Source organism: Corynebacterium argentoratense (assembly GCF_021491455.1).
Classification (GTDB): domain Bacteria; phylum Actinomycetota; class Actinomycetes; order Mycobacteriales; family Mycobacteriaceae; genus Corynebacterium; species Corynebacterium argentoratense_A.
Genome location: NZ_JAKETN010000002.1, coordinates 61,683 through 87,658 on the forward strand (window position 1 = coordinate 61,683; position 25,976 = coordinate 87,658).

The 25,976-nt window shown below is 61.2% G+C and carries 27 protein-coding genes and 1 pseudogene; 19 read left to right on the top strand and 9 right to left on the bottom strand.

Annotated features, from left to right (window positions below):
- Nucleotides 1-8: 8 nt before the first annotated feature.
- The gene (locus L1C91_RS02725; RefSeq protein WP_234857911.1) at nucleotides 9-581 is read left to right on the top strand and encodes a MogA/MoaB family molybdenum cofactor biosynthesis protein; all 573 of its coding nucleotides are present in this window, start codon (nucleotides 9-11) and stop codon (nucleotides 579-581) included.
- Nucleotides 574-807 (top strand): hypothetical protein, encoded by a 234-nt coding sequence (locus L1C91_RS02730; RefSeq protein ID WP_234857912.1) that lies wholly within the window; start codon nucleotides 574-576, stop codon nucleotides 805-807. The genes L1C91_RS02725 and L1C91_RS02730 overlap by 8 nt, the downstream gene beginning before the upstream one ends.
- Nucleotides 808-924: 117 nt before the next feature.
- On the opposite strand, the gene mscL is transcribed toward L1C91_RS02730, so the two are convergent.
- The 3 genes from mscL to L1C91_RS02745 all read right to left on the bottom strand — a co-directional run bounded on the left by mscL (nucleotide 925) and on the right by L1C91_RS02745 (nucleotide 2,873).
- On the bottom strand, nucleotides 925-1,323 hold the full coding sequence (mscL, locus tag L1C91_RS02735) for a large conductance mechanosensitive channel protein MscL (RefSeq protein WP_234857913.1): 399 nt from the start codon (nucleotides 1,321-1,323) through the stop codon (nucleotides 925-927).
- A gap of 127 nt (nucleotides 1,324-1,450) precedes the next feature.
- Complete coding sequence (locus L1C91_RS02740; protein WP_234857914.1) at nucleotides 1,451-2,155, bottom strand: SAF domain-containing protein; 705 nt, start codon at nucleotides 2,153-2,155, stop codon at nucleotides 1,451-1,453.
- A gap of 13 nt (nucleotides 2,156-2,168) precedes the next feature.
- Entirely contained in the window at nucleotides 2,169-2,873 is a 705-nt protein-coding gene (locus L1C91_RS02745; protein ID WP_234857915.1) for a 5-formyltetrahydrofolate cyclo-ligase, read from the bottom strand.
- 68 nt (nucleotides 2,874-2,941) lie between these two features.
- Here L1C91_RS02745 and L1C91_RS02750 point away from each other — a divergent pair, with 68 nt between their 5' ends.
- The 6 genes from L1C91_RS02750 to L1C91_RS02775 all read left to right on the top strand — a co-directional run bounded on the left by L1C91_RS02750 (nucleotide 2,942) and on the right by L1C91_RS02775 (nucleotide 8,577).
- Nucleotides 2,942-3,862: a UTP--glucose-1-phosphate uridylyltransferase gene (locus L1C91_RS02750; RefSeq protein ID WP_234857916.1), complete on the top strand. Its 921-nt coding sequence runs from the start codon at nucleotides 2,942-2,944 to the stop codon at nucleotides 3,860-3,862.
- Nucleotides 3,863-3,967: 105 nt separating this feature from the next.
- Nucleotides 3,968-5,254 carry a molybdotransferase-like divisome protein Glp gene (glp, locus tag L1C91_RS02755; protein WP_234857917.1) on the top strand — a complete coding sequence of 429 codons (1,287 nt, stop codon included), beginning with the start codon at nucleotides 3,968-3,970 and terminating at the stop codon, nucleotides 5,252-5,254.
- Between the two features lie 97 nt (nucleotides 5,255-5,351).
- Entirely contained in the window at nucleotides 5,352-6,002 is a 651-nt protein-coding gene (locus L1C91_RS02760) for a GNAT family N-acetyltransferase (protein WP_234857918.1), read from the top strand.
- Between the two features lie 110 nt (nucleotides 6,003-6,112).
- The gene (gene sepX, locus L1C91_RS02765; RefSeq protein ID WP_328219581.1) at nucleotides 6,113-7,465 is read left to right on the top strand and encodes a divisome protein SepX/GlpR; all 1,353 of its coding nucleotides are present in this window, start codon (nucleotides 6,113-6,115) and stop codon (nucleotides 7,463-7,465) included.
- A 39-nt stretch (nucleotides 7,466-7,504) separates the two neighbouring features.
- Entirely contained in the window at nucleotides 7,505-7,906 is a 402-nt protein-coding gene (locus L1C91_RS02770) for a DoxX family protein (protein ID WP_234857920.1), read from the top strand.
- An 8-nt stretch (nucleotides 7,907-7,914) separates the two neighbouring features.
- The gene (locus L1C91_RS02775; protein ID WP_234857921.1) at nucleotides 7,915-8,577 is read left to right on the top strand and encodes a zf-HC2 domain-containing protein; all 663 of its coding nucleotides are present in this window, start codon (nucleotides 7,915-7,917) and stop codon (nucleotides 8,575-8,577) included.
- On the opposite strand, the gene L1C91_RS02780 is transcribed toward L1C91_RS02775, so the two are convergent.
- Nucleotides 8,574-10,199 carry a dolichyl-phosphate-mannose--protein mannosyltransferase gene (locus L1C91_RS02780; RefSeq protein ID WP_419178698.1) on the bottom strand — a complete coding sequence of 542 codons (1,626 nt, stop codon included), beginning with the start codon at nucleotides 10,197-10,199 and terminating at the stop codon, nucleotides 8,574-8,576. The two genes, L1C91_RS02775 and L1C91_RS02780, sit on opposite strands and share 4 nt — an antisense overlap.
- On the opposite strand from L1C91_RS02780, the gene rsmI reads away from it, so the two are divergent.
- From rsmI to L1C91_RS02830, 10 genes are all read left to right on the top strand, one after another.
- Nucleotides 10,198-11,094, top strand: a complete 897-nt coding sequence (gene rsmI / locus L1C91_RS02785) for a 16S rRNA (cytidine(1402)-2'-O)-methyltransferase (RefSeq protein WP_234857923.1) — start codon at nucleotides 10,198-10,200, stop codon at nucleotides 11,092-11,094. The two genes, L1C91_RS02780 and rsmI, sit on opposite strands and share 2 nt — an antisense overlap.
- Nucleotides 11,095-11,369: 275 nt before the next feature.
- Entirely contained in the window at nucleotides 11,370-11,756 is a 387-nt protein-coding gene (locus tag L1C91_RS02790; RefSeq protein WP_234857924.1) for a hypothetical protein, read from the top strand.
- A 48-nt stretch (nucleotides 11,757-11,804) separates the two neighbouring features.
- The gene (locus L1C91_RS02795; RefSeq protein ID WP_234857925.1) at nucleotides 11,805-12,077 is read left to right on the top strand and encodes a hypothetical protein; all 273 of its coding nucleotides are present in this window, start codon (nucleotides 11,805-11,807) and stop codon (nucleotides 12,075-12,077) included.
- An 11-nt stretch (nucleotides 12,078-12,088) separates the two neighbouring features.
- Nucleotides 12,089-13,924 (top strand): methionine--tRNA ligase, encoded by a 1,836-nt coding sequence (gene metG / locus L1C91_RS02800; RefSeq protein ID WP_234857926.1) that lies wholly within the window; start codon nucleotides 12,089-12,091, stop codon nucleotides 13,922-13,924.
- A gap of 33 nt (nucleotides 13,925-13,957) precedes the next feature.
- On the top strand, nucleotides 13,958-14,797 hold the full coding sequence (locus tag L1C91_RS02805) for a TatD family hydrolase (RefSeq protein WP_234857927.1): 840 nt from the start codon (nucleotides 13,958-13,960) through the stop codon (nucleotides 14,795-14,797).
- Nucleotides 14,798-15,065: 268 nt separating this feature from the next.
- Nucleotides 15,066-16,196, top strand: a complete 1,131-nt coding sequence (locus tag L1C91_RS09440) for a transglycosylase family protein (RefSeq protein ID WP_234857928.1) — start codon at nucleotides 15,066-15,068, stop codon at nucleotides 16,194-16,196.
- Between the two features lie 45 nt (nucleotides 16,197-16,241).
- Complete coding sequence (gene rsmA / locus L1C91_RS02815) at nucleotides 16,242-17,102, top strand: 16S rRNA (adenine(1518)-N(6)/adenine(1519)-N(6))-dimethyltransferase RsmA (RefSeq protein ID WP_234857929.1); 861 nt, start codon at nucleotides 16,242-16,244, stop codon at nucleotides 17,100-17,102.
- Nucleotides 17,102-18,058 (top strand): 4-(cytidine 5'-diphospho)-2-C-methyl-D-erythritol kinase, encoded by a 957-nt coding sequence (locus L1C91_RS09445; protein WP_234857930.1) that lies wholly within the window; start codon nucleotides 17,102-17,104, stop codon nucleotides 18,056-18,058. Before rsmA ends, L1C91_RS09445 begins: the two co-directional genes overlap by 1 nt.
- A 243-nt stretch (nucleotides 18,059-18,301) precedes the next feature.
- Nucleotides 18,302-20,071, top strand: a complete 1,770-nt coding sequence (locus tag L1C91_RS02825; protein WP_234857931.1) for an aldehyde dehydrogenase family protein — start codon at nucleotides 18,302-18,304, stop codon at nucleotides 20,069-20,071.
- 35 nt (nucleotides 20,072-20,106) lie between these two features.
- A complete protein-coding gene (locus L1C91_RS02830) occupies nucleotides 20,107-21,789 on the top strand; it encodes an alpha-keto acid decarboxylase family protein (RefSeq protein WP_234857932.1) in 1,683 nt (560 codons plus the stop codon).
- 5 nt (nucleotides 21,790-21,794) lie between these two features.
- On the opposite strand, the pseudogene L1C91_RS02835 reads toward L1C91_RS02830, so the two are convergent.
- From L1C91_RS02835 to L1C91_RS02855, 5 genes and pseudogenes are all read right to left on the bottom strand, one after another.
- A pseudogene (locus L1C91_RS02835) lies at nucleotides 21,795-22,300 on the bottom strand (L-serine ammonia-lyase, iron-sulfur-dependent, subunit alpha); the annotation flags it as partial.
- Complete coding sequence (locus tag L1C91_RS09545; RefSeq protein WP_419178699.1) at nucleotides 22,288-22,443, bottom strand: serine dehydratase beta chain; 156 nt, start codon at nucleotides 22,441-22,443, stop codon at nucleotides 22,288-22,290. The gene L1C91_RS09545 and the pseudogene L1C91_RS02835, both read right to left, overlap by 13 nt.
- Nucleotides 22,416-24,260 carry an ABC-F family ATP-binding cassette domain-containing protein gene (locus L1C91_RS02845; RefSeq protein ID WP_234857933.1) on the bottom strand — a complete coding sequence of 615 codons (1,845 nt, stop codon included), beginning with the start codon at nucleotides 24,258-24,260 and terminating at the stop codon, nucleotides 22,416-22,418. The genes L1C91_RS09545 and L1C91_RS02845 overlap by 28 nt, the downstream gene beginning before the upstream one ends.
- A gap of 92 nt (nucleotides 24,261-24,352) precedes the next feature.
- Nucleotides 24,353-24,706 carry a cupin domain-containing protein gene (locus tag L1C91_RS02850; protein WP_234857934.1) on the bottom strand — a complete coding sequence of 118 codons (354 nt, stop codon included), beginning with the start codon at nucleotides 24,704-24,706 and terminating at the stop codon, nucleotides 24,353-24,355.
- Between the two features lie 14 nt (nucleotides 24,707-24,720).
- On the bottom strand, nucleotides 24,721-25,500 hold the full coding sequence (locus L1C91_RS02855; protein ID WP_234857935.1) for a class I SAM-dependent methyltransferase: 780 nt from the start codon (nucleotides 25,498-25,500) through the stop codon (nucleotides 24,721-24,723).
- A gap of 132 nt (nucleotides 25,501-25,632) precedes the next feature.
- Here L1C91_RS02855 and L1C91_RS02860 point away from each other — a divergent pair, with 132 nt between their 5' ends.
- A complete protein-coding gene (locus L1C91_RS02860; RefSeq protein ID WP_234857936.1) occupies nucleotides 25,633-25,956 on the top strand; it encodes a putative quinol monooxygenase in 324 nt (107 codons plus the stop codon).
- Nucleotides 25,957-25,976: the final 20 nt, after the last annotated feature.

Genomic DNA, 25,976 nt, shown 5'->3' on the forward strand with positions numbered 1-25,976 from the left:
GAACAGCTGTGACTGGACAGACCGGACACCTCGGCAGCCTTGAAGACATCGGCGAGCCGGACGACAATCTCCTTCGCGAGACCGAAGCGGAAAGCACAATCCCCCCAGTTCGCCGGGCAATCGTCGTGCTGGTCAGCGACTCCGCCATGGATAGTGACGACCGCACTGGCGACCTAGTGACCGAGTTGCTCAGCGAAGACAACTTCGAGGTTGATGGCGTCGTTAGTGTCGAATCCAAGCGCTCAACGATCCGGAAGGCCATTGAAACTGCAGTGGTTGGTGGAGCAGACTTGGTGGTCACCATCGGTGGAACCGGGGCAGGCCCCCGCAACAAGACCCCCGATGCTACCCGCGCGGTGCTCGACCAGATCTTGCCCGGTATCGCTCAAGCATTGCGTGCCTCAGGGCTGGCGTGTGGCGCTATCGACGCCTGCACCTCCCGTGGTATCGCCGGCGTGTCCGGCTCCACAGTGATCGTCAACCTCGCCCCCTCCCGCGCAGCAATCCGCGATGGAATGGCAACCCTCGGCCCGCTTGTGCATCACGTCATTGACCAGCTGCAGCAGTGGACGTGTGACTAAACCAACCGTGCAATCACCAGGACGACCGTCACGACGCAGGGCGGTGCGCCCATCGGACGCCGCCAACATTGATCGAAGCTGGGACCGCGAAGACGCCCTCGAAGTAATCTCCAACGGTGGGCGCAGCCCTCAGCTGCAAGATTCTGGCGAGCAACCAGCGGCTGATCCGCAACAGGGGCTCAGTGAAGAATTTTGGAAAAGCCAGCGCCCGCCCCACTGGGGGTAGCGGGGATGCCTCGGAGTTTGTGAGGCAAGGAAAAACCCCGGTGGCCGGGCCGTTATTTACGGCAGCCACCGGGGTTGAGTCACGCAGAAGGGGATGAACCCCCAGCGAGATCGCTAGTTACTGCTTAGCAAGCAGGTCGCGGATCTCGGTGAGCAGCTGGGTCTCGACGGGAACCGGAGCCTCTTCGTCGGTCTTGGTGCCCTGGCGTGCTTCCTGAAGCTCCTTCAGCTTGTTCATCGGCAGAACGATGACGAAGTAGACAACAGCAGCGATCAGGATGAAGTCGATAGCAGCGTTGATGACTGCGCCGAAGTTAACGAAGGTAGCTTCGTTGCCTTTCTTGATGAAGAAGCCGAGGCCGGGGGCATTCCCGGTGCCGAGGGAAGCGATCAGCGGCTGGATGAGGTTCTCAGTGAAAGCGGTCACGATAGCGGTGAAAGCGCCACCGATGACGACTGCGACGGCGAGGTCAACGACGTTGCCGCGCATGATGAAATCTTTAAAACCCTTAAGCAAGGTGTGCTCCTTGGTGTAGCTGTGTAATTGTCGTGCAGCGCACGTATGGCTGGCACTCTTTGGCCCGGTGCCAAAGTAACCGCCCATAGCTTAACGAAATATTAACGTCTTACCTATAGCAGAAACGCTATCCCGAAGCCCGTGCTCCCGTAATCACCACCGCAAGCGGTGCACCCAGTGATGCTGTCGCAACATCACGCGCTTGCTCTGCAGGCAGTGACAACAACACTTTGGGGGAGGCCTGCGACCCTTTCGCATCCTCGGATCGATCCACCAAAACCACCCTTCCACCTGCGGCAATAATATGAGTTGCTTGCCCATCGTCGGTGGCGGTCACAACGTCGACGATGTCTCCCGGGTGGAGCAGCTCTGCCAATTCTGGGTGTGCAAGATGTAGGGGCACCAAGTTAAGTAGGCTTTCTTTATTATTTTCTGTGTTTGTTATCACCACAGGGGTGTTCTGCGGGTTCGATAAGACCTTAGAGAAGCTCAGCACCTCCCCCGGAACCATGGTGCTGGTGGCAATCATCCCCTCAACCTCCTCGAGATGTCCAGGTTCTGGGCGAGCGTCTTCAGGTAGGAAACGCTCGGGTATCGGTGCCGTGGTGAGATCTTCTGCAGTGATCACGGCGCCTGCGTCGACCCGGCGGGCAAACACCACAACCGGCTGCGGCTGGATTGTGCGGGAATGAAGCAAAGAAGCGATCGCAGCTACGAACAACACCACTGCCGCGACTTTGCGTAACAAAGACGTACGCCGCCAACCGGGGTGGCGCAAGCTAGCCAAGAGCGTGGAAGAACGAGAGGAACTCGCGCGCAAAGAAGAAGTCATACATATATAGACGTCATCCGGATGCCAAACGGTTCCCACCAAGCCCCGAGGTAACCACCAGATCGACTGGAGCGTCGTGGGGTTCAGCGAACACCGTGTCGACCACCTCGTGATCGTGCACGAGAGCTGCAACTAGCGGCCGCGCAGATCGGGTCTTTAGCGTCTGTGCGCCGGTGTGCGCACCCGCAGCTTCCAACGCGCGGTCATAAAAACCAGCACCACGCCCCAGACGCTCGCCAGTTGCAGTGCAGGCCAACGCTGGAACCACAAAAATATCAATGTCGGCCACGTCCACTGTTGGAAGGTACTCGCGAGGCTCCAACAAACCGAAAGCCCCCGGCGCGAGATCATCCACGCATTCATACACATGCCAGGCCATCAACCGCTCCGGCAGCACCCGCGGCAGCACTATACTGACCGGCAGCCCCGCCTCCTGGAACCCCCTGTAAAGAGCCCCCACAAAGACGCCCGGCTGCGCCACTCCGGATTGATCTGTACACCAGCCGGGCTCGCCGACATCCGGCGCATACGCGGCCAGCGTCACAACTGAGTCGGTCGATGTCCCCACCCTGCTACGCCACTGCGGCACAATCCCCTCAGCAACCCTGTGGGCACAGCGAGTTGCTGCACCCACGGTGTGCGACGCGGCGTCATCACTTAAGAGTGCCCTGGTGGCCAGAAGCTTCCGCCGAAGCGCGTCCTTATCCTTGCGCGACATAGTCGGATTCTAACCCCGCCCCGGCCTGGTTAGCGTCCGGGCAGGCCTCGGCGCGCTACCCTGAAGCCATGAATTTGCCAATCCACGAGCACAAGTATGCGGTCAAGACGGTAGTCGTGCCCGCAGCCGGACTAGGCACCCGATTTCTGCCGGCAACGAAAACCGTCCCCAAAGAGCTACTGCCCGTGGTTGACACCCCAGGAATCGAACTGATCGCAGAAGAAGCCGCAGCTCTCGGGGCTACGCGACTCGCCATCATCACAGCACCCAAAAAACAAGGCGTGCTTGCGCACTTCGACCCCTACGTAGAACTCGAAGAAACCCTCGAACAGCGCGGAAAAACAGAACAGCTCAACAAGGTACGCCGCGCCCCAGAGCTGATCAGCGCAGTGCCCGTCGTCCAACAACGCCCCCTGGGCCTCGGCCACGCGGTGGGGCTAGCAGAAGAAGTACTTGACGAAGACGAAGATGTCGTCGCTGTCATGCTCCCCGACGACCTTGTGCTGCCCATGGGAGTCATGGAAAAAATGGCCGACGTGCGCGCCCAATACGGCGGCAGCGTGCTTTGTGCCTTCGACGTACCCCGCGATGAAGTAAGCAACTACGGCGTGTTCGACATTGCCGACACCGACCGAGACGACGTCAAAAAAGTCCTCGGAATGGTGGAAAAACCAGCAGCTCAGGATGCGCCCTCTACCTTTATCGCCTCCGGACGATACCTATTGGACCGCGCCATTTTTACCGCCATCAAACAGATCGGTGTCGGCACCGGTGGGGAAATTCAACTCACCGACGCCATCCAGTGGCTCATCGACCAAGGACACCCCGTCCACATCGTCGTGCACGAAGGCAAACGCCACGATCTCGGCAACCCTGGCGGCTACATCCGAGCGTGCGTAGAGTTCGGATTGAACAACCCCACCTACGGCCCTGGGTTGCGGCGCTACCTCACAGCGCTACTCCAAGAACAACCAGACGGTGGACTATAGATGCTTGAGGCTCATCCCGGTGCACGTTAACAACCGTGCCGACCCGCCGCCACAGGGGGGCGGGCACACCGGGAAGTGTTAGAAGACAAGGAATGAGGTAGGTCAGTGCGCAGCGTCGAAGAGCAGCTTGCTATTGTCACCGCGGCGGCAAGAGCACCCGAGCCGGTGCGTTTGGCGCTGACTGAGTCCCTGGGGCTCATGTGCGCTGAAGAAGTACAAGCCACACGCCCACTTCCTGGTTTTCCGCAGGCCGCGATCGACGGATATGCCGTGCGCGCCGTCGACGTCGGGGGAGAACGACCCATCGTTGCCCGGGACCGCGGCCAAGAGCAGCCAGCCAAGCCCCGGAGCGTCGAAGGATTAGGACCACTGCCCGTCGTCGGGGAAGTCTCCGCAGGCTCCGGCCAACCGCTCAGGCTGCAACCCAAACAAGCCGTCCGCGTGCATACGGGCGCACCCCTTCCCGCCCTGGCTGACGCGGTGCTGCCATTGGAGTGGTCGGATCGTGGCACCCGCCGCGTCAAACCGGTCAAAGTGGTGCGCTCTGGGGATTTCGTGCGCCACCCCGGCGACGATATTCGCCCCGGAGATGTTGCGGTGAGCCCCAACTCCATCCTTGGCCCAGCACAAATCGGTCTGCTGGCTGCAGTTGGCCGCTCGAAAGTGCTGGTGTATCCGCGACCGCGGGTCACCGTCATGTCCTTCGGTTCGGAGTTGGTCGACATCGACCGCGAACCAGGCCTGGGCCAGGTGTATGACGTCAATAGTTACGCCCTTGCCGCAGCGGCGAAAGACGCCGGCGCAGATGTACACCGTGTCGGGATCATCGACGGTGAGCCCCGCCGCCTGGCTGAAATTATTGAAGCCCAGTTGCTGCGCAGTGAAGTACTGGTGATTTCCGGTGCTGTGGGTGGTGCGGGTTCCCGCCGTATCCTCGAGGTGTTGGAGGGACTCGGTCGCATCGACACCACCCGTGTAGCCATGCACCCTGGGTCGGTTCAGGGCTTCGGTTTGCTAGGCGAGGCAGAAATCCCCACCTTCCTGCTGCCCAACAATCCTGTTGCGGCGCTGGTTGCTTTCGAAATTTTTGTACGCCCCTTGATTGGTGCGGCATTGGGCAAGACGACGTCGCGTCGTCGTACGGTTCGCGCGCGCTCCCTGGGCCATCTGCAGTCGCGAGTGGGACGCCGCGGATTTATCCGCGCACGACTCATGCGGGATGCTCAAACCCAGGATTACCTCGTGGAGGGAATGGGCGGTGCAACTGGTGCCCCGGCACACCTGCTCGCCGGTATGGGGCAGGCTAACGCATTGATCAGAATCCCCGAGCATGTTTCCGAGGTGCGTCCGGGTGATGTCGTTGAGGTGCTGTTTTTAAGCCAAGGGGCTTGATCAGTTCCTGATGTGTGCGTTTGCGTGGAACAGGTTAGGGGACCCAAGCCGGCAACCCCATGCCCACCACCCGGGTTGGCCAGAGAACACCCCTGCCGTGCTCACCATTCCCGGCGGAGGATCGTCGGTTTCTTCCGGGGGCAACAGCCACGGGGTTCAGGTGCGTTTGCGTCCTTTGCGTGCATCCGATGGTGCTGACTGGCGCCGATTGCGCTTACGCAATGAACAACGGCTGCGCCCCGTCGAACCAACCATTGTCGGCTCGTGGGAGTCCGTCCACAGCAGGGCTGGGTGGTGGAGATTTTTCCTACAGAATCGTGAGTCCGCCCAGATGGGGGCCTCTATTCCTTTCGTCATCGATGTTGATGGGTGTTTTGCCGGCCAGCTAATGATCGGTGGGATCAGCCGTGGCGCCCAGTCGGAATGCTGGTTGGGTTACTGGGTGGATGAATCTTTCTCGGGGAGGTCAGTGGCGACTGCTGCGGTGGCCCTGGCACTCGACCACGCAACCACGCGGCTTCGCTTGAGGCGCGTGACGGCGACGTGCCTGCCCGATAACGAGGCCTCACAGGCGGTACTGCTCGCCAATGGTTTTGTGCAGGAGGGGTTGTTGCGCAAGTATCTGCACATCGATGGCGCACCTGAAGACCATCTGTTGTTCTCCCGTTTGGCGGACGATTTTGCTGACACAGCAGTGGGTTTTTTGGCCCGCCATGGCCGTGTTAGTGCTGATTACGGCGTGGGATGATCTATCGGCGGGGTTGGGTCGATAAGTTTAGGCGCAGTATGTCTGCTTAATGCCTGTCCGCGCCTGTGCGGACGGGTGGTGTTTAGCTAAAGAAAGGTCGGGTGGGCTTGGTGTCCGCAACCCTCGTGATTGGCCTGATTGTGGCAATGTGGCTGTTTGTTTTGGCGCCGTTGTTGCTGCGTTCGCAGAGGCCGATGAGCCGCACCAATGACTCTTTCGAGCAAACTCGCGTGGTCTTCGAGGGCGGTCGTGATGCTCCTCCGCAGCGCGCCAGGATGGCCCGTGTGCGTCGCAGGGCGGAGGCTAATATTTTCGACGACTCTGCCGATGATTATGACGATTATGATGACGCCGCGTCGGTGCGGGCAGCAGGCGAACGCGACGTCATTGATAATGCCGATGACGTGGTCTTGGAAGATTACGAGGAAGGCTTAGCCCGCCCGAGCTTTGGTTTCTTTACTGGGCTGTCTTCGAAGCTCGGTTGGGGTTCACGCCGCGCTGAGCAGGTAGAAGCCACTGAGGACGAGGCAGTCGCAGAGCAAGCAGACACCGAGGACCTCGACGACCATTACGAGCTCGCCGATGAGTCGGTTGAGGTAGAAGAACAAGACGAAACTGCAGCCGACGCACACGCTGAAGCAGACAGTGACGCAGACACCGATGTAGACGCCGCGGCTCAGGAGGATGGGGAGGTCGTTGAGCCTGAGATCTTAGACGAACACGAGCTAGATCTGCGCGAGGACAGCGACGCCATGGCAGACACCATTGTGATCGAAGCCCAGGACATCTACGAGATGGATGATTCTTTTGTCGGCCCGGCTGACATTCTGGACCGCCGCGCAGAATTGGATGATTACGAGGCCGATACTCAGGCTGCGGCCGCTCAGTTGACCTTGGCAGATGCTGCGGCCGAGTACGACGCAGTTGATCCCGACGCCTACGCGGCTGACGAGGTGTACGGCGAGGAGCTCACCCACCTCGATCCGGAGGACTTGGAATTTGCTGCTCGCCGACGCGGCCGCGGTGGCTTCGACCCGGAGCGGGACGCGCAGATCCGCCAGTCGCACTACCAGCGCCGTCAGCGCACCGTCATGGGTTTGGTGGCGTTCATCGCGATTGCTTCCATCGCCGCGGTTGTTGCCGGCGGATGGGTGTGGGCTGTACCCGCTGTTGGCGTGGTGGTTCTGTTTAGCTACCTGTCCGGTCTGCGCCGGCAGGTTAAGGCCGAAGAGCAGTTGCGCGCCCGCCGTATCGCCCACATGAAGCGTGCGCGTTTGGGTGTCCGTACGGTCAGCGATGAACAGTATGGCGTGCCGGCTCACTTGCGTCGTCGTGGTGGTGTGGTGCTGCAAATTGATGATGACAGCCCGGACTTCGTTGACCTTGATGTGGTCGATTACGCCTTTGATTCCGGTGAGGATGTTACCGGGGGGCAGTACCGTGAACAGCAGCATGCCGGCTAGGCAGTGGGTGCGTGAGGATGCGCGGGGACGGGTGATCCTATGAATAAACCTGTTGTGCGTGATGGTGCCTTGTTCGTCCTGAGGCTCGTTTTGGGCTTTGTGTTTATTGCCCACGGTTGGCAGATCTTGTTTGCTGATGGTGCGGCTGCGACGGCCCAGAGTTTCGCGGCTGCTGGTGTTCCCCAGGCGCAGACGTCTGCGTGGGTGGCGGGGGTGTCGCAGCTGGTGGGTGGTTCGATGTTGATTGTTGGCTTGTTGACGACCGCCGTGGCGGGGGCGTTGGCGTTGTTGGTGCTGGCCGCAGCGTATTTTGTACATTTCGATCATGGGGTATTTGTCACCAACAATGGTTTTGAGTATGTGTTGGTGTTGATGGTGTCGTTGATGATGATCGTTGTTTTTGGTTCGGGCCGCGCGTCGCTTGACGCGGTGTTGGGTTAGGTTGCAGCGTGCTTGATTGTGCTCGTATGCAGGCAGCATTGTCTGCGCGTCTGGATGGGGAGCCCGCGGGCATCGATGATGATGTGCTGGATGCGCATGTGTCGATGTGCGAGCAGTGCCAGGCGTTTGTGGAGGGGGCGGCTCGTTTGAATCGCCATTTGGCGGTCAGCGTGGTGCCCGAGCTGCCTGTGGAATCTGAGCGTTTGCAGCAGGTTGTTCTTTCGGGTGTTGACGTCGCGGGGGTTGGGCGGCGCGGTGCTGTTCTGCTTGCTTGTGCTCGTGTGGCGTTGGTTGTCGTGGCTGTGGGCTACGTTGCGTGGGCGTTGCGCCTGTTGGGGGATTCGGCCACGTCGGTTGCTGTTGAGCAGGGTATTGCTCGTTTGGTGAGCGATGCTGCTGCGGTGCGTTTGGCTTTGGCGTTCGGGTTGGTGTGGTGTGCCTGGCGTCCGCGTGCTGTGGGGTCGGTGTTACCGGTGTTTGGCGCGTTGTTTATGTTCAGCTCGGGTTTCGCGACCAGGGATGTGATGGTGGGGCAGGCGTCGTCTGGCCAGTTGTGGGGGTTGGTGATGTTGTGCGCTTCTGTTGTGGTGATGGTTGTTGTGTGGCTGTCTGATCGCGGCTGGGCGGAGCTTGTGCGCACGTGGAAGTCCCTGCAGGCCAGCCCCGCTTAGCGCCAGCTGGGTAGCCACAGCATGGACTGGTAGTACCACTCGGGGACGGTGATGCCGTAGAGCAAGGGAGAGAAGAAGAGGAACGCGGCGACGACGAGCGCTAGGTAACCTTGGGCGATTCTGCGTTTCAGTGCGCTGCCGCTGGTGATGAGTTGGCTGGTGATGATGGCGATGATAATGATGCTAAAAGGCACCAGCGGTGTGGCGTAGAAGAAGTACATTTGCCGGTCGGATTCCAACATCCATGGCAGCCAGCCGGCTAGGAAGAGGCCTAGGGGTAGCCAGTAGTGGTTTTCGCGGCGTGCGATGGCGGCCCACAGTGCCCAGAGCAGGACGGGGACGGTGACCCACCAGATCGGTGGTGTGCCGAAGAGGTAGACGACGCGGGAGCAGCTGGTGGTGCCGAGGCAGCTCAGGTCGTGTGCGGAGGAGTACAGGATGGGGCGGGTGGCGGCTAGCCATTGCCAGGGTTTGGATTCCCAGGGGTGTTGGTGGCCGGAGCTGTTGGTCAGGGTGGTGTGGAAGCGCAGCACGCTGGCGTGGTAGTACAGCCAGTTGGATATACCGGTGGGCAGTAGGTCGTAGAGTCCGCCGGTTGCGCCGTTGCTTTGTTCGGCGTGCCGGTAGACGCCGGTTTCGGAGGCAAACCAGGCGCGCCAGCTCCAGGCGTAGATGGCGATGGGCAAGATGACGAGGCTTGCGAAGGCGCTGGGTGCGTCGCGTAGGAGAGCGCCGGGCAGTGGTGCGCGGATGCCTGCGCGGCGTCGTAACCAGTAGTCGGCGCCGACGCTGATCAGTCCGAAGAAGGCGATGTAGTACAGCGCGGACCATTTCACCGACAGTGCGAGTCCCAGGCAGAGGCCGGTGGTGAAGCGCCACCATCGGAACCCTAGGCGTGGTCCAAGGATTCCCCATTGGAGGTTTGAGGGGTAGCCGGGTTGGTAGGGCACGGTGCTGCCGGCGATGGTCGTTTCTAGTCGGGTGGTGACGTCGCGTCGGTCAAGCACCCAGGCCCATGCGGCAAGGATGACAAACAGGGTTTGGAAGATGTCGAGCATCCCGTAGCGGGAGATCACCAGTAGCACTCCGTCGAAGACGGCGAGTAGTCCGGCGATGGTCATCACTAGGGTGGAGCGAGTGAGGCTTCGTGTGAGTCCCATGATCGCGAGAACCACGAGGATTCCGACAAGTGCTGCGCTGATCCGCCAGCCCATGGGGGTGTATCCGAACAGGGTGTTGCCCCAGGCCATGATTTGTTTGGCAAGGGGCGGGTGGACGACTAGCCCGTAGCCGGGGTTGGATTCGATGCCGCCGGTAAGCGGGTTGGTGGCGGATACTGCGATGTCGAAGGCTTGGGGCGCGTAGTGTTTTTCGTCGAAGACGGGGGTACCGTCGCCGGTGATTGTGGTGAGCCCGATGAGTCGGGTGATGGCGGCGAGTGCGGTGATTGTTGCCAGGCTGATCCAGTCGGCGCGGCTCCATTGTGAGGAGCTTGTGGCGCCCGCCTGGCTGGCGCCGGCGGGGGTCTGTGGGGGTTGTTTGGTGAGTTCTGCTCCGCGATTCACGACTTTTAGTCTAGGGGACGTGAGCGGGTATCGTCGGTGCCTTATGCTGGTGGGCATGATCTCTGACGATGCGCCTGCTGCTGCGACCTTGGAAGATGGCTATGTGTTGGGGGTGGTTGTTGCCGGTACTCCTTTGGGTAATGCCGGTGATGCGAGCCCTCGGTTGCAGCGGGCTTTGGCCGTGGCGGATGTGATTGCGGCGGAGGACACGCGGCGCACGCGTGCTCTGTGTGATGCTTTGGGTGTGGTTCCGCGGGGCAAGATCGTGAGCAATTTCGACCATAATGAGGCCTCACGCGTGGAGGGGTTGTTGGAGGTGGCTCGTTCGGGAATGGTGTTGGTGGTTTCTGATGCGGGCATGCCTGTTGTTAGCGACCCGGGTTTCCCTTTGGTGGAGGCCGCCCATGATGCGGGGATTCGTGTGTCTTCGGTTCCGGGGCCTTCGGCTGTGACGACGGCGTTGGCGTTGTGTGGGCTGCGCGTGGGGCATTTTGTTTTTGATGGTTTCGCGCCTCGGAAGCCTGGGGCGCGGCGGGCGTGGTTGGAGTCTTTGCGTGGTGAGCGTCGGGCTGTGTGTTTTTTTGAGTCCCCTCATCGGATTGCTTCGACGCTTGATGACGCTGCGTCGGTGTTGGGGGAGCAGCGTCGGGTTGCGGTGTGTCGCGAGCTGACGAAGGCGTTTGAAGAAGTCAAGCGGGGCAGCTTGGGTGAGGTTGCTGCCTGGGCGCAGGGAGGTGTGCGCGGTGAGATCACTGTGGTGTTGGAAGGGGCTGCTGCGTCTGCTCAGCCGGTGGGGGAGGACGAGTTGGCGGCCTGTGTGGAAGAGGTTGAGCGTTTGGTTGCTTCGGGGGGGCGTTTGAAGTCGGCGTGTGCCTGGGTGGCGGAGCGCGTGGGTGGTGTGTCGAAGAAGCAGTTGTATGAGGCTGTGTTGTTGGCGCGTTCCGAGGGGTAGTTTCTGATGGAGAGCGCCGTGGTGGTGTGTTCTGCGTTACTTTAGTGACCGCATTGGCCGATTGTTATCGTTTCGTGATCTTAGGCCGTCAGGGTGATTGTTAAGTCGTTCTTATTGATTTTCTTAATCGTCGCCACTAGCGGCTATAGGGGTGTGGTCTCCCCGCCGGAAAATATAACGAAATGGTAACGGTCCGCTGGAAGGGGGGGCTGTGGGCGTGGCGGGGGTAGTCCGATCATGTTGATTTTACCCCCGCCACACACCAAGGCGTAAGCATGACCAAAAATCCATCAGAAGAACAACCAGATATTCAAACAACAGAAGTGTCTGCCTCCCGCGAGCAGCAGGACACTGCCGCCGCGGCTCCCGGATGCGAGCTCGCCGACGACACCGTCGCCTGGCGCTACGACGGCGAAAAGACGGAAGCTTTCGGCGCCGGGGTGTTCCGCTACAACGCTGACACCTACGCTATCCCGGTGAGCTGCCCGGCGACCGGGACGAACGCGAACTTCACCATCCGCCCCGGCAGCCGATACGAGAGCGGTGCTATCGCACATTTCGGTGAGCTGCCCACCCTGTACAAGACTGCTGCCGACACTGGCCGAGTGTTGCCTGGTTCCCTGTGGGATGTAGAGATTTGCCACCGCCCGGAGCTCGAGTAGGGCGGATACGCTCAAGACTTCACCTGCCGGTCCGTCGAAGATGTCGACATGGCCGTGGACGGCCAGATCCTGTGGCGCTACATTTTCCTGCGCAACACCCCGGAAACCCGTGTTGACGAAGCTACCGGAGAGCCGCTGTGGACGTTCACGCTGAAAGAAAAGCTCGCTCCGTACGGCTACACGCCGCTGGGCAACAGCGTGCGCTTTACCGCCAACGCGGACACCGGTGCCGATGTACGCGGCGTCATTGCTGCATCGCTGATCATGATGCTGGCAGGTGCTTCCGCGCTAGCGTTTCGTGCTCGTAAGCACATCAATTAAGCTAAACACTTATGTCTAAGTCTGTGCTCACTGCCGTCGCTTGGCCCTACGCGAACGGCCCACGTCATATCGGCCACGTCGCCGGTTTCGGTGTCCCCTCCGACGTATTCGCCCGCTACCAGCGAATGACAGGCGCAGACGTGCTGATGATCTCCGGAACGGACGAACACGGCACCCCCTTGCTCGTCCAAGCGGAAAAAGAAGGCGTGAGCGTCCAAGAGCTCGCCGACCGCTACAACCGACAAATCGTCGAAGACCTCGCCGGCCTAGGCCTGACCTACGACCTGTTCACCCGCACCACCACCCGTAACCACTACGCGGTGGTGCAGGAGCTGTTCAAAGGCCTCTACGCCAACGGCTACATGATCAAAGAGACCACCTTCGGCGCGATCTCCCCCTCCACCGGCCGCACCCTGCCGGACCGCTACATCGAAGGCACCTGCCCCATCTGTAGCGCGCCGGGAGCACGCGGCGACCAGTGCGACAACTGCGGCAACCAGCTCGACCCCGCAGACCTGATCGACCCGGTCAGCAAAATCAACGGTGAAACCCCCAAGTTCGTCGAAACCGAACACTTCCTTCTAGACCTTCCGGCTCTCGCCGAGGCGCTGTCCCAATGGTTGTCCACCCGTGAGGATTGGCGCCCCAACGTGCTGAAATTCTCCCTCAACCTGCTTGACGACATCCGCCCCCGCGCGATGACCCGCGACATCGACTGGGGTGTTCCGGTACCGATCGAAGGTTGGCAGGACAACAACGCCAAAAAGCTCTACGTGTGGTTCGACGCCGTGGTGGGCTACCTGTCCGCATCCATCGAGTGGGCCTACCGCACCGGCAACCCCGACGCGTGGCGCGCCTTCTGGACCGATCGGGAAGCTCTGTCCTACTACTTCATGGGCAAAGACAACATCACCTTCCACTCCCAGATTTGGCCCGCTGAACTGCTGGGTTACCGCGGCGAAGGCTCGCGTGGGGGAGAAGCCGGCGAGTTCGGCGAACTGCAGCTTCCCACCGAGGTTGTCTCTTCTGAATACCTGACCATGTCTGGTTCGAAGTTCTCCTCCTCCAAGGGCGTGGTCATTTACGTCAAGGACTTCCTCAAAGACTTCGGCCCCGACCCGCTGCGCTACTTCATCGCCGTGGCAGGTCCGGAAAACACCGACACCGACTTCACCTGGGACGAGTTTGTCCGACGCGTCAACAACGAGCTCGCCAACGGCTGGGGCAACCTGGTCAACCGCACCGTGTCGATGGTGCACAAAAACTTCGGCCAAGTACCGACCCCCGGGCAGCTGACCGAAGAAGACCAAGCGATCCTCGACCTGGCCACAGACGCATTCGGCATCGTTGGTGAAGCCCTGGAAAACAACCGCTTCAAAGCTGGCATCACCCACGCCATGCATGTTGTTGGCGAAGCCAACGCCTACATTGCGGCGATGGAGCCATGGAAGCTGGCCAAGGATGACACCCAGCGCGAACGCCTGGGCACCGTACTGTGGACCGCGCTGCAGGTTGTCAGCCACATCAACACCCTGCTGACCCCCTACCTCCCGCACACCGCCCAAAAAGTCCATGAAACCCTGGGCCGCGAAGGCGTGTGGGCGCCGATGCCGAAGATCGTTGAAGTGCACGACGACATGCCCGTGGAACCCGTGGGCGTTGGCCTGCCTGAGGAGGGCAAGAGCTACCCGGTGATCATGGGCGACTACTCCAGCGCCCAAGCCAAGTGGGAACCCATCGCCTTGGAATCCGGCACTCCGCTGTCCAAGCCGAAGCCGCTGATCGCCAAGCTCGACCCAGAACTTGGCCAGACCGGTCCCGAATGGGCGCCGGTCCAGCAGGGCTAACAACCGCAGCACAGCTCGAAGGAGTCCAACAGCGTGGCTAAGAAAAAGCCCCGCCCGCAGCCGGTGCCAGCGCCACTCATCTCGGGCGAAACGATCATCGACGCCCACACCCACCTGGCGTCCTGTGGTGCGCGCACGCCTGAAGAAGTGGGCGCCATCGTCGAGCGCGCCAAGGCGGCCGGGGTGGCCCGCGTCTGCACCGTTGGTGATGGACTTGAAGAAGCTGAGCTGGCCTTGCAAGCGGCGCACAGTAACGCGGATGTGTACGCTGCGTGCGCAATCCACCCGACCAGGGCCTTTGAGCTTGATGACGCCGCGCGGGCTCGCCTTAGTGAGATGGCTGCCGACCCCAGGTGCGTTGCGATTGGTGAGACCGGCCTGGACACCTATTGGATCGGCAAATCTGAGGACTGCGCGCCCCTAGACGTACAGGCTGAAGCCCTGCGCTGGCATATTGACCTGGCCTGTGCCGCGGGCAAAGCCCTAATGATCCACAACCGGGAAGCAGATGCCGAGCTGATGGAGATTTTGGCTGACGCCCCGCGCCCCCGCGACGTCATACTGCATTGTTTTTCCTCCCCGCTCGAGGTTGCGGAGGAAGCACTTTCTAGGGGGTACGTGCTCAGTTTCGCCGGCAACGTCACCTTCAAACGCAACGACTTTTTGCGTGAGGCAGCCCGCATCGCGCCGGCGGGGCAGTACTTGATCGAAACCGACGCGCCCTACATGACGGCCGAACCCTACCGGGGTGCGCGCAACGAACCGGCGTTCGTGGGGCACGCGGCCCACTGCATCGCGGAGGCGCGAGGGGTTAATCCGGCAGAGGTGGCACGCGACGTCAGCGAGACCTTCGCGCGCGTCTATCAGGTGTAGGCAGCGGCCCCGGGTACGGGCCGAGGCCAAGCCACCGTGTGAGTGGCTGCTGTTGCCTGCTGTGGAAGTTGCGAATCCTGAGGTTGTAATTTTCTGTGAGCTGCATCGCTAAAGCCTAAATCCGCTAGACATACCTGCATTGTTACCGTATCGTGACAATGTTGCTTGAGGGCCTCGTGCACCTAAAAAATGCGCACTCAAAACCAAGGCCCCTTCGGCTTTGAACCCTAAAGCTGAAGATCTACACAGCTAATGAAAGAGTGTCCCCGTGGGCTTTTCCGCACGTCGTCGTATTAACACCTCCTCCGGCCGATCCGTCCCCGTACGCATCGCAACCGGTGGCGTGCTCGCCGGCCTCGTCGTCGGTGGTGGCGTCGTAGTCAGCATGAACAAAGATGTCGAACTGGTCGTCAACGGTGACACCCAGCACATCAAAACCATGGCCGGCAGCGTGGACTCTGTCCTGCGCCAGGCAGGCGTCGAAGTCGGCGACAAAGATATGGTCGTTCCGGCACCCAGCGAGAAAATCGGCGACAACGCCACCATCACCGTGCGCACCGCACGCCCCGTGGCCGTCACCATCGACGGTGTTACCCAAAACATCGACACCACCGCACTGACCGTCGAAGAGCTGCTTGACCAGCTGTCCGTTGGCTCCTCCGACGCCGTTGACGTCCCCTCCGACCAACAGATCCCTACCTCGGGTCTTGCCATCGGCATCGCCACCCCCAAGCCCGTCACCGTTGACAACGCCGGCAATGTTGAAAACCTGGTCGTCGCAGCCAACACCGTCAAGGACCTGCTCGACCGCCTGGGCGTCGCTTACGACGATGATGACGTCGTGGAGCCCGCTCTGGACACGCCCGTCACCCCCGACATGACCGCCCGCGTCACCCGCATCCAAAACGATGAAGTGACCGAAACCAAGCCCTACGAAGCACCGGCCGAATACATCGACAACCCGGAGCTCAACGAGGGTGAAGAAAGCATCCTCGAGCCGGCCAAGCCCGGCACCAAGAGGATCGTGTCCACCATCCGCAAGGTCAATGGTGTCGAAGAGGCCCGCGACGTCATTGAAGATGTGGCGCTGACGCCCGCGACCCCAGCCAAGATTGAACGCGGCACCAAGCCCGCCGCCCCCGCAGTGGCAGAGGGCAGCGTGTGGGACTCCATCGCGCAGTGTGAATCCACCGGCAACTGGGCGATCAACACCGGCAACGGCTTCTTCGGCGGCCTGCAGTTCACCCCCTCCACCTGGTTGGGCTTCGGCGGTGGCGAGTATGCACCGTCCGCACACCTGGCCACCCGCGAACAGCAAATCGCCATCGCGCAAAAGGTACAGGCCGCGCAGGGCTGGGGCGCATGGCCTGCCTGCACCGCGAAACTCGGCCTGCGCTAGGTCCCGTGCGACGATCGCGGCCGGGATTCACTAGGATAGTCTTTCATGACTGAGCTGCTGGGGCCCGCAGAGATCCGCCAACTTGCCGACAAGCTTGGCGTAGTCCCGACGAAAAAACTGGGGCAAAATTTTGTGCACGACCCCAACACCGTGCGCCGCATTGTCGCCGACAGTGGAATCGGCGGCGAGGACCACGTGGTCGAGATCGGCCCCGGGCTGGGCTCTTTAACCCTGGAGCTGCTGGACAAAGCTGGCCGGGTGACGACTGTGGAAATCGACGACCGGTTGGCCGCGGAACTCCCAAAAACGGTTGAATGGCGCGCTCCCGAGCACGTGGACAAGCTGCGGGTGATCAACAAGGACGCGCTGAAGATCGAGGCCAGCGACCTGCCCGGTGGTCCCACCGCACTGGTTGCAAACCTTCCCTACAACGTCTCGGTTCCCGTATTGTTGCATTTCCTTGCAACTTTCCCGACGATTCGCCGCGTGCTGGTGATGGTGCAGCTGGAGGTGGCGGAGCGCCTGGCGGCAGAGCCCGGAAGCAAGGTTTATGGCGTGCCGAGCGTGAAGGCGGCGTTCTATGGGAAGGTGAGCTTGGCGGGGAAGATCGGCAAGAACGTGTTCTGGCCCGCGCCCAACATCGAATCCGGACTGGTTGCAATAGATTGCTACACCCCCGAGGATGCCCCCTGGCCGATCACACCTGAGCTGCGGGAGCTGCTATTTCCGCTAATTGACGCCGCGTTTGCCCAACGCCGCAAGACTCTGCGCGCGGCACTGACGCGATACTACGCTTCCTCCATCATCGCCGAGGTCGAACTAGAGGGGGCGGGGATTTCCCCACGGGAGCGCGGCGAAAAACTCGGCATCGCAGACTTTGTCCGCCTGGCAGCTCAAAACTTATAGTGAACGCGCACACGGAATCGGCGTACGCCAAGGTCAACCTAGCGTTATCGGTGGGTAATGCCCGCGCGGACGGCTACCACGAACTGGTGAGCATCTTCCACGAAGTCTCCCTGCACGACGACCTCGCATTCACCCTCATCGATTACGGCGCCCACGGCTCCACCCACCCCGAAGCCGGGCGCTTCATCGACCAAGGCTATGTCAGCTATACCGAACTGCACGTCACCGGCAGGCAAGCAGACGAGGTGCCGTTAGGGCCCAGCAACCTTATTTGCGCAGCCATCGAACACGTCTCTCGTGTCGCCGGCGTTGCGCTCAACTTGCGCTGCGAGGTGCACAAGCGGATCCCCACCCAGGGCGGCATGGCCGGTGGGTCCGCCGATGGTGCGGCCGCTGTGCGTGCGGCGGCGAGTTACGCGGCGTCATTAGGTGGACAGGTGCTGAGTGAACAGCAGCTGCTCGATATCTGCCTCAAACTCGGATCCGATGTGCCCTTCATGCTGCGCGGTGGCACCCAATGCGGTCGCGGGCGGGGTGAGGTGCTCAGCCCCATCGACTGTGCGTTGCCGCTGCACTTCGTGATCCTCCCGCGCGAGGGTGGGCTGTCGACGCCGGCGGTGTTTCGTGCCCTAGATGCCATGCGCGACGAGGGACTGTGCCTGGGCCCTAGCCTCGTTGACGTCGAGGCGTTCTCCCGGGCCTTAAGCGCCGAGGGTATCGGCGGGGCGACGGGTGCGGACGCTGTTGCTGGATTGATGGTCAACGACCTGCAGTCGCCGGCGGTGGCCCTGGCGCCGGACTTGGCGGAGGCGTTGGAACGCGGTGTGGCTGCTGGTGCCGTGAAAGGTATGGTGTCTGGATCTGGCCCGACGCTCTTTTTCCTGTGTGCGGATGCACAGGCGGCGAATGACCTGGTCGAAGCCCTCGGCGGGATCGCGGTGAGCAGCCGGCACTAGCAGCCGGCAGCATGGGCCGGCGGTGAGCGCTAAGAGGTGCCGGTGGTGAGGGAGGGGGTAACAGCAGTGGTATCGCGAAACACAAACTATTAAAGTTGTGACTCAAGTAATGCTTCCGCCGCAGGAGCTACCATGACCCCACCGCCGTCGCGTTCGCTGCTCGTGTCAGCGAACCTCAACCCCATCTGGCACTCCATCGATGTCGCCGTGCGCCGACACGATCAATAAGGCACCCCACCCATTGTGGCGGGCCTCGTCGACTCCAGCGGCACAAACCTCATCCACAGCAACGGCTGCCCGCCCAACGCCCTGCTAGCCCTGTTCTCGCTGACCAAATCGATCACCACCACCCTGGCGCTGATCCTGTACGACCGCAGTCAACTCGACCTCGACGCACCCGCGCGCATCTACCTGCCAGAACTCGAAGAACTGCAGGTGCTCGACACCACCGATGACGCCGCGCCGACCTTGCGCGCCCCACGACGCGACGTCACCACCCGAGACTTGCTGCTGCACACAGCCGGCTTCGGCTACGGATTCTTCAACGACACCCTCAACCACTACATCGCATCCAGCCGAACCCCGGATATCGCCACCGCCACCCGCGAATCCCTGCGCCTGCCGCTGCTCTTCGACCCTGGTACGCAATGGGAATACGGGATCAGCATGGACTGGGCCGGGCTCGTGCTCGAGGCAGCAACCGGACAGCGCCTTGGCGCAGCACTGAATGACCCGGACTGGTCGGGCCTGCTTCCTGCCCAGCGCGCAGATGTGCTGTTCAAGATCGCAGACCTGATCGAAGCGAATGCTGATGAGTTGGCGCGGCTGGAGACCCTCGATCAGGGCCAGCCGCTGGGGATCGCTCAGGGGGTGAGCGTAGGCGGAGCTGCCAGCCACTTCCGCTACTACGCGGGCTGGGTTACCAAGATCGAGGGAACAGTGAACTCCATTTCCTTCCCCGAAACCCTGAACTACACCGTCCGTGAGCCTGTGGGCGTGAACGCTCTGATCACCCCGTGGAACTTCCCCCTTATGATCCTGGCCTGGAAGCTGGCACCCGCACTCGCGACGGGCAACACTGTTGTTATCAAGCCCAGCGAGGTGACCCCGCTGACTAGCCTTCGCCTGGTGGAGCTATGCCACGAGGCAGGGGTGCCTGCCGGTGTGGTCAACATTGTTACAGGCGGCGGGGATGTCGGCGCGATGTTGTCTAGCCACATGGGGGTCGACCACTTGAGCTACACCGGTTCGACAGCTGTTGGCAAGACCATTACCAAGGCCTCGGCGGAGTCGAACCTCAAGCGACTCACCCTGGAGCTTGGTGGTAAAGCTCCCTCCATAATCACGAAGCACGCGGATATTGACGCCGCCGTAGCCGGGAATCTGGGCGGTGCGCTGCTTAACTCGGGTCAGGTGTGTGCCGCATACACTCGCTTCTTTGTCGATAAGTCCGTTGAAGACGAGTTTGTCAGCAAGATGGCAGACGCGATGCAGTCGATGACTATCGGCGGAGGCGACGACCCGAATGCGCAGATCACTCCGTTGGTGAGCGAGAAGCACGCTGGGCACGTGTTGGACATCATCGGCCGAGGTAAGGGCGAAGGGGCAGAGCTGGTTACAGGAGGTAATCGTGTGGACCGTGATGGCTTCTTCGTCGAGCCGACCTTGTTCAGGGGTGTCACCGATGATATGTCCCTGGCCCGGGAGGAGATTTTTGGCCCGGTATTGTCTGTCATGGCTTTCGACGGTGAAGACGATTTGATGTCCACCCTGGCACGCGCAAACAATACCGACTACGGCCTTGCAGCCAGCGTATGGACGAAGGATATCGGTGAGTCGCAGCGTATTTCTCGTGGTCTGCGCAGTGGTGCTGTGTTTATTAACATGCTGCCCATCCCTGATATGGCTGCTCCCTGGGGTGGCTACAAAGCTAGCGGTTGGGGCCGCGAAATGGGTAAGTGGGCGCTGGATTGCTACACCGAGCAGAAGACGGTGTGGATGCACTACGGCTAAAGTAATCCGAGACGAACTAGACGAAAGGCCCACCCATGAGCACCACCACCCCCTACACCGTCGCCGACTACCTCTTCGACCGCATCGCACAAACCGGAGTCAGCGACATCTTCGGCGTCCCCGGTGACTTCAACCTCACCTTCCTCGACAACATTCTGGACAACCCCGCACTGCGCTGGGTGGGTAACAATAACGAGCTCAACGCGGGCTACGCCGCCGACGGATACGCACGCCTGCGTGGCTTCGCCGCCATGGTCACCACCTTCGGCGTGGGCGAACTATCCGCCATCAACGCCACCGGCGGCTCCTATGCAGAAAACGTTCCAGTCCTCCACATCGTGGGCGCCCCGGTGCGCTTTAGCCAAGACAATCACCTCAAAGTGCACCACACCCTGGCTGATGGTAACTACCGGCACTTTTACGAGATGGCCAGCCACGTCACCTGCGCCCAAGCATGGCTGACTCCGGACAATGCGGCGAGCGAAATCGACCGCGTCATCCGCACCATGCTCATCGAATCCCGCCCCGGCTACCTGGTGCTCAGCCCCGACGTGGCTGCGGCCCGCATCGGGCAGCCCGTGGGTAACATCCGTGAGGACGTCAGCGAATTTACGGCACGCAACCAACTGGCCGCCTTCGAAGAGGCAGCGACCGAATTCCTTAAAGGCAAGAAAACCACCATCGTCGCTGACCGGCTGATCGAGCGCTATCACGCAAAACAAGCAACGGGGGAGTTCATCGCCTCCTGCGACCTGCCCTACGCGACGCTGCCGTGGTCTATCGGCGTCGTCGATAATGACAGCCCCCGCTACGTTGGTGCCTATTGGGCGTCCGTCTCCCCGGAGCGCACCCGTGCGGCAGTCGAGGATGCCGAACGGCTCATCACCATCGGCGTACTGTTTACCGACACCGCCACCGCTGGTTTCACCGCAGACATCGAGGAAGCGGACATTCTGGCCGTTGACCCGCACTCCGCACGCGTCGGACACACTATCTACGGGCCCATCGCCATGGCCGATGCCCTCCCGGCTCTGACCCGGGCCGTTGCCGCCGCCCAACCGCAGCCCCAACCCCTGAAGCAAGCCGAGCCAGCAGAGGCAGCCGAGTCCAATCCCGATGAGCAGCTGCGCCAGGATGACCTGTGGGAGATCATCACCACCTGGCTTCCCACGGACGCAACCTTGGTCGCTGATCTTGGAACCTCCATGTTCGGCCTTGCCGGCAAGCCCCTGCCCAAGGGCACCGAATCCATGGGCCAGCCCGTGTGGGCTTCCATCGGATTCGCGCTACCCGCCAGCCTTGGCGCATCCTTGGCCGCCCCCGAGCGGCGCAGCGTGCTGGTCAGTGGTGACGGTGCGGCACAGCTGACCGTGCAGGAAATCTCCACGATGCTGCGGGAAAAAACCAACCCGATCATGGTGATCATCAACAACGAGGGCTACACCGTCGAACGCGCCATCCACGGCCCCGAAGCCCCTTACAACGACATCACCACCTACCACTGGGACCTCGTGCCCGCAGCCATGGGCGGCACCGAAGAAACCACTCTGGTCCTCAAGGCACGCACCCCGAACGAGTTGAAGCAGGCGCTAGCCACGGCGGAGGCCACCAGGGACAAGCTGGTGATGGTGGAAGTCATTATGGATCGCGACGACATCCCCACCACCTTGAAGAACTTCGCCGCATCCGTGGCGAAGAAGCCGCAGCCGAAGAACTAAAGCTTCTAGCACTCAGGGATATTGACCGCCACGGTGATTGCCAAACCACCGTCGGCGGTCTCTTTATAGCGCTCCGACATATCGGCACCGGTGAGACGCATCGTCTCGATCACGTTATCCAAGGACACCAGGTGGGTTCCGTCCCCACGCAGCGCCATCTTCGCCGCATTAATTGCCTTGCCCGCGGAAATGGCGTTGCGTTCGATACAGGGGATCTGTACCAATCCGCCGATCGGATCGCAGGTCAGACCCAGCGAGTGCTCCATGGCGATCTCCGCAGCGTTGCACACCTGGCGTGGGGTGCCGCCGAAAGTTTCCGTAAGCCCAGCAGGGGTGAAGGCCGCGCATAAAACAGCACCGCCGGAATGATGCCGGCCGCACCATTGGTCGGTGCCGTCACCACGCGCCCACCCGCAGCGTTTTCCTCATTGACCGCCAACGCCACCAGGTTGACCCAATCTTCCGAAAACTCCGCCGTTTTCTGCGGATCCTCGGCAGCTAGCTGCTCGTGTCATCCGGGAAGCGCAGCAGGCTGTCGGCAAACTCGTACCCGGCGAGCATCGGGCCGACCGTATGGCTCGAACTCGGCCCAACACCCACCTTGAACAGGTCAAACGCGGACACCGTTATAGTTTCTCGGCGACCTCCATCCACTGCATATCCAGCTCGTCTTTTTCCTCACGCACCGCACTGAGCTGCTCATTAAGCTCAGCCACCCGAGCAAAATCATCCGCAGCCTCAGCCATGGCCTGCTCGATCTGCGCCTGCTTGTCATCCAACTTGGCGATCTTGCGCTCCAAAGACTGCAGCTCCTTGGTCAGCTCGCGTTCCTCCGCTGCGCTCAAACCCGACGTTGACGCGCCCGCCCCAGCCCCCGCGACGTCAGGACTAGATGATGACGCCGCGGGGGACGACGCCGAACGCGACTGCGCCGCCGCAGAACCCACATTGCTCGCAACAGTCGACTGGGCAAGGCTAGCCCTACGCTGCAAATACTCTTCGATGCCGCCCGGAAGGTTCGTCAGGGTGCCATCGCCAAACAGTGCCCAGGTGCTGTCACACACACGCTCGATCAGATAACGATCGTGGGAAATAACAATCAGGGTGCCTGGCCACCCGTCGAGCAAAGACTCTAACTCCTGCAAGGTATCAATGTCGAGGTCGTTGGTGGGCTCGTCAAGCAACAACACATTCGGCTCCGCCATCAGCACGCGCGTCAGCTGCAAACGGCGGCGCTCGCCACCGGACAAATCCTTAATGGGCGTGCGCTGGCGCTTAGCAGAAAAACCAAGGCGCTCCGCCAACTGGGAGGCCGACAATTCCTTCTTGCCCAACTGCACATAGGACGCCACCTGCTCCACCGCATCCAGCAAGCGCATGTCCTGATCCAGATCATCCAACTCCTGGCGCAACCAGCCCAAACGCACCGTCGTGCCCTCGGTTCGGGAACCCGCAGCCAGCGGATGCTCGCCCGCGATCGTGCGCAACAGCGTCGTCTTGCCGGAACCATTGACCCCCACCAAACCAATGCGCTCGCCCGGGGCCAAACGCCACGTTAAATCCTCAACCAGCACACGGCCGTCAGGGGTCTGGATGCTGGCATCCACCAGATCAATAACCTTCTTACCCTGCCGTTTGCGGGAGAAAGCCATCAGCTCCACAGAATCCCTCGGCGGCGGCACATCGTTAATCAACTGCTCCGCAGCCTCGATCCGGTACCGCGGCTTCGAGGTACGCGCCGGAGCCCCACGACGCAACCACGCCAACTCTTTACGCGCAAGATTCTGACGCCGCTGCTCCGCCGCGTCCGCCTGGCGGGCACGCTCCGCACGGGCAAACGTCCAATCGTTGTAGCCGCCCTCGTAGGTGTCCACCTGACCGTCGTGGACTTCCCACGTCTTCGTCGCCACCGTGTCGAGGAACCAACGGTCGTGCGTGACCACGATCAATGCAGCCTTGTTGGCCAGCAGATAGTCCGCCAACCACTGCACACCCTCTACATCCAGGTGGTTGGTGGGCTCATCCAAAATGATCAAATCAAGATCACGCACCAGGGCTGCAGCAAGATTCGTGCGGCGGCGCTCCCCACCGGACAGCGAACCCACCGGGGTGTCCAGCCCGAGGTCGACAATGCCCAAACCCTCTAGGACCTCACGAACCTTCGCGTTCGACGCCCACTCGTAGGTGTGCACACCCAACGGTTCCAGCACAACCTCAGCCACCGTGGCGTCATCATCTAATTCCGCGCCCTGGGTGACCACGGCCATCGCCAAATCCCCAGTGTGCGACACCCGGCCAGAATCCGGCTGCTCGAGACCCGCGAGGATGCGCAACAGGGTGGTTTTACCACCTCCGTTCAACCCCACCACGCCGATGCGGTCGCCCGTCTGAATGCCCAAAGACACCTGGTCGATCACGGTTTTCAGCCCATAGGACTGCGAGACATTTTCGAGGTTAATGAGGTTAGCCACGAGCGCTATTGTCGCACACTGTACCGCCCACTGCCGCCTGCTGCCCGGTGCTGCATGCTGCCTGCTGCGTGATGTGGACTTCCTGGTGTGGGCTAGTCCGTGGTGAGCATCGTCAGCAACAGCAACGCATCATCGCACCCATCCACCGCATCCACCCGATGCAGCTCATACGCATCCAGATGAATCACGCGCCCCGGCCGCAAACGGAACGCCTGCGTGGTTGTAGCAGTAGATCCTGGCGCAGACGTATACACCGTGAAATCAAGCTCGCCGCGCACACACTGCACCGTGATCGGATGCGCCGCAGTATGGTCGTTCAAGCACTGGCCGGGGGCAAAACGAAACACGATGATGTTCGCGCCGGGCAACGTCGCCAGACGCGCAACCGCTGGTCGTGCGCCCTGCCGTGGCTCCGGGGCGTCATCAAACAGATCACTAAAAAACATCTTCCACCCACCCGCTAGGACACATCGGACTTTTTCAACACCAACCCGATCGCCCCCAAGTGCTCCGCATGCTTTCTAAACGTCGCGCGCATCGTGACAACACGCTTGCGCAATTGCGGCTGGCGCAGCAGATTGAACGCAATCTTGAACACCCCGAGGCCCTCGTCGGCAATCAACCGGCGCGGCTCTAACAGAGACATTGAGGTGGTGAACGTCTTGACCACCTCAAAGCCCGCCTGAGTGGCCAGGTCGCTCCACTCGTCAATAGTCAGCGGGCGGGCATTGACCTTGATAGCCCGAGCCAAATCCCGTTGAATAGCCGTCTTCGATTCCTCATCCAGCTCCGCCGGCGTTAACAGCAGTTCGTGGATGGCATAGATGCCCCCGGTGCGCAGGATGCGGGCGGCCTCCCGCATGATGGCCAGCTTGTGGGCATCAGTTTGCATACTCAACATCGCCTCACCTACCACCACGTCGGCGATGCCATCTTCCAAACCAGTAGCATTCGCAGGGCATTCCCGCACCGACACCTGGCACGGGGGCTGGAGTTCGTTCAAACGGCGACGGGTGGTCTCACATGCGGAAGGGTCGGCGTCAACACCCACATAGCTGCGGGGTGTTCGGGACAGGATCTCCGCCGCGGTGATACCCAACCCTGGGGCAAATTCAACCACCCGTGCGCCAGTGATGGGGCAGTGGTTGAGCAGGAACTCGGTGGTTTCGCGCCCGCCGGGGCGGAGGACTTTTTTGCCGAGGGCAGCCAGCACCCAGTGGCCGGCCTGTGGTTTATTCATGGGCGCAATCCTTGATCCTTGGTAATTTTTTGCTTACTTCTCGCTGGTACCCGCAGGGGTATGAGGTGTACGCAGCTAATTGTACGCTAATCTTTTCTTTCCTGTGGGGTGCGTTACCTATATCCTGGTCACATGATTTTGATCAACGTAAAATTCACGCCCCTGCCCGACAACGTCGAAACCTTCCCCGAACTGGTCCGCGACTTCACCCAAGCAACCCGCGCGGAAGACGGCTGCCTGTTCTTCGAGTGGTACCGCTCCACCGAACGCCCCAACGAATACATCCTGGTCGAAGGCTTTAAGGATGACGCCGCGGAGGCCCATGTCGGCAGCGAACACTTCAAGGCTGCCTGCGAGATGTTCCCCACCATCCTCGAGAAAACCCCAGAGATCATCAACACCCTGATCGAAGGCAAAACCCACTGGGACGAAATGGCCGAATTCCAAGTTCAATAGGGGCTGGCCATGTAGGGGTA

What these genes read in the sequence shown, in the direction of transcription:
- L1C91_RS02860 (WP_234857936.1), top strand. Translation starts at nt 25,633, where the DNA reads ATGATTTTGATCAACGTAAAATTCACGCCCCTGCCCGACAACGTCGAA.
- L1C91_RS02780 (WP_419178698.1), bottom strand. Translation starts at nt 10,199, where the DNA reads ATGCCCACCAGCATAAGGCACCGACGATACCCGCTCACGTCCCCTAGA.
- rsmA (WP_234857929.1), top strand. Translation starts at nt 16,242, where the DNA reads ATGACTGAGCTGCTGGGGCCCGCAGAGATCCGCCAACTTGCCGACAAG.
- L1C91_RS02850 (WP_234857934.1), bottom strand. Translation starts at nt 24,706, where the DNA reads ATGTTTTTTAGTGATCTGTTTGATGACGCCCCGGAGCCACGGCAGGGC.
- L1C91_RS02750 (WP_234857916.1), top strand. Translation starts at nt 2,942, where the DNA reads ATGAATTTGCCAATCCACGAGCACAAGTATGCGGTCAAGACGGTAGTC.
- L1C91_RS02790 (WP_234857924.1), top strand. Translation starts at nt 11,370, where the DNA reads ATGACCAAAAATCCATCAGAAGAACAACCAGATATTCAAACAACAGAA.
- metG (WP_234857926.1), top strand. Translation starts at nt 12,089, where the DNA reads ATGTCTAAGTCTGTGCTCACTGCCGTCGCTTGGCCCTACGCGAACGGC.
- L1C91_RS02795 (WP_234857925.1), top strand. Translation starts at nt 11,805, where the DNA reads ATGGCCGTGGACGGCCAGATCCTGTGGCGCTACATTTTCCTGCGCAAC.
- rsmI (WP_234857923.1), top strand. Translation starts at nt 10,198, where the DNA reads ATGATCTCTGACGATGCGCCTGCTGCTGCGACCTTGGAAGATGGCTAT.
- L1C91_RS02740 (WP_234857914.1), bottom strand. Translation starts at nt 2,155, where the DNA reads ATGACTTCTTCTTTGCGCGCGAGTTCCTCTCGTTCTTCCACGCTCTTG.
- L1C91_RS02830 (WP_234857932.1), top strand. Translation starts at nt 20,107, where the DNA reads ATGAGCACCACCACCCCCTACACCGTCGCCGACTACCTCTTCGACCGC.
- L1C91_RS02770 (WP_234857920.1), top strand. Translation starts at nt 7,505, where the DNA reads ATGAATAAACCTGTTGTGCGTGATGGTGCCTTGTTCGTCCTGAGGCTC.
- L1C91_RS02745 (WP_234857915.1), bottom strand. Translation starts at nt 2,873, where the DNA reads ATGTCGCGCAAGGATAAGGACGCGCTTCGGCGGAAGCTTCTGGCCACC.
- L1C91_RS02855 (WP_234857935.1), bottom strand. Translation starts at nt 25,500, where the DNA reads ATGAATAAACCACAGGCCGGCCACTGGGTGCTGGCTGCCCTCGGCAAA.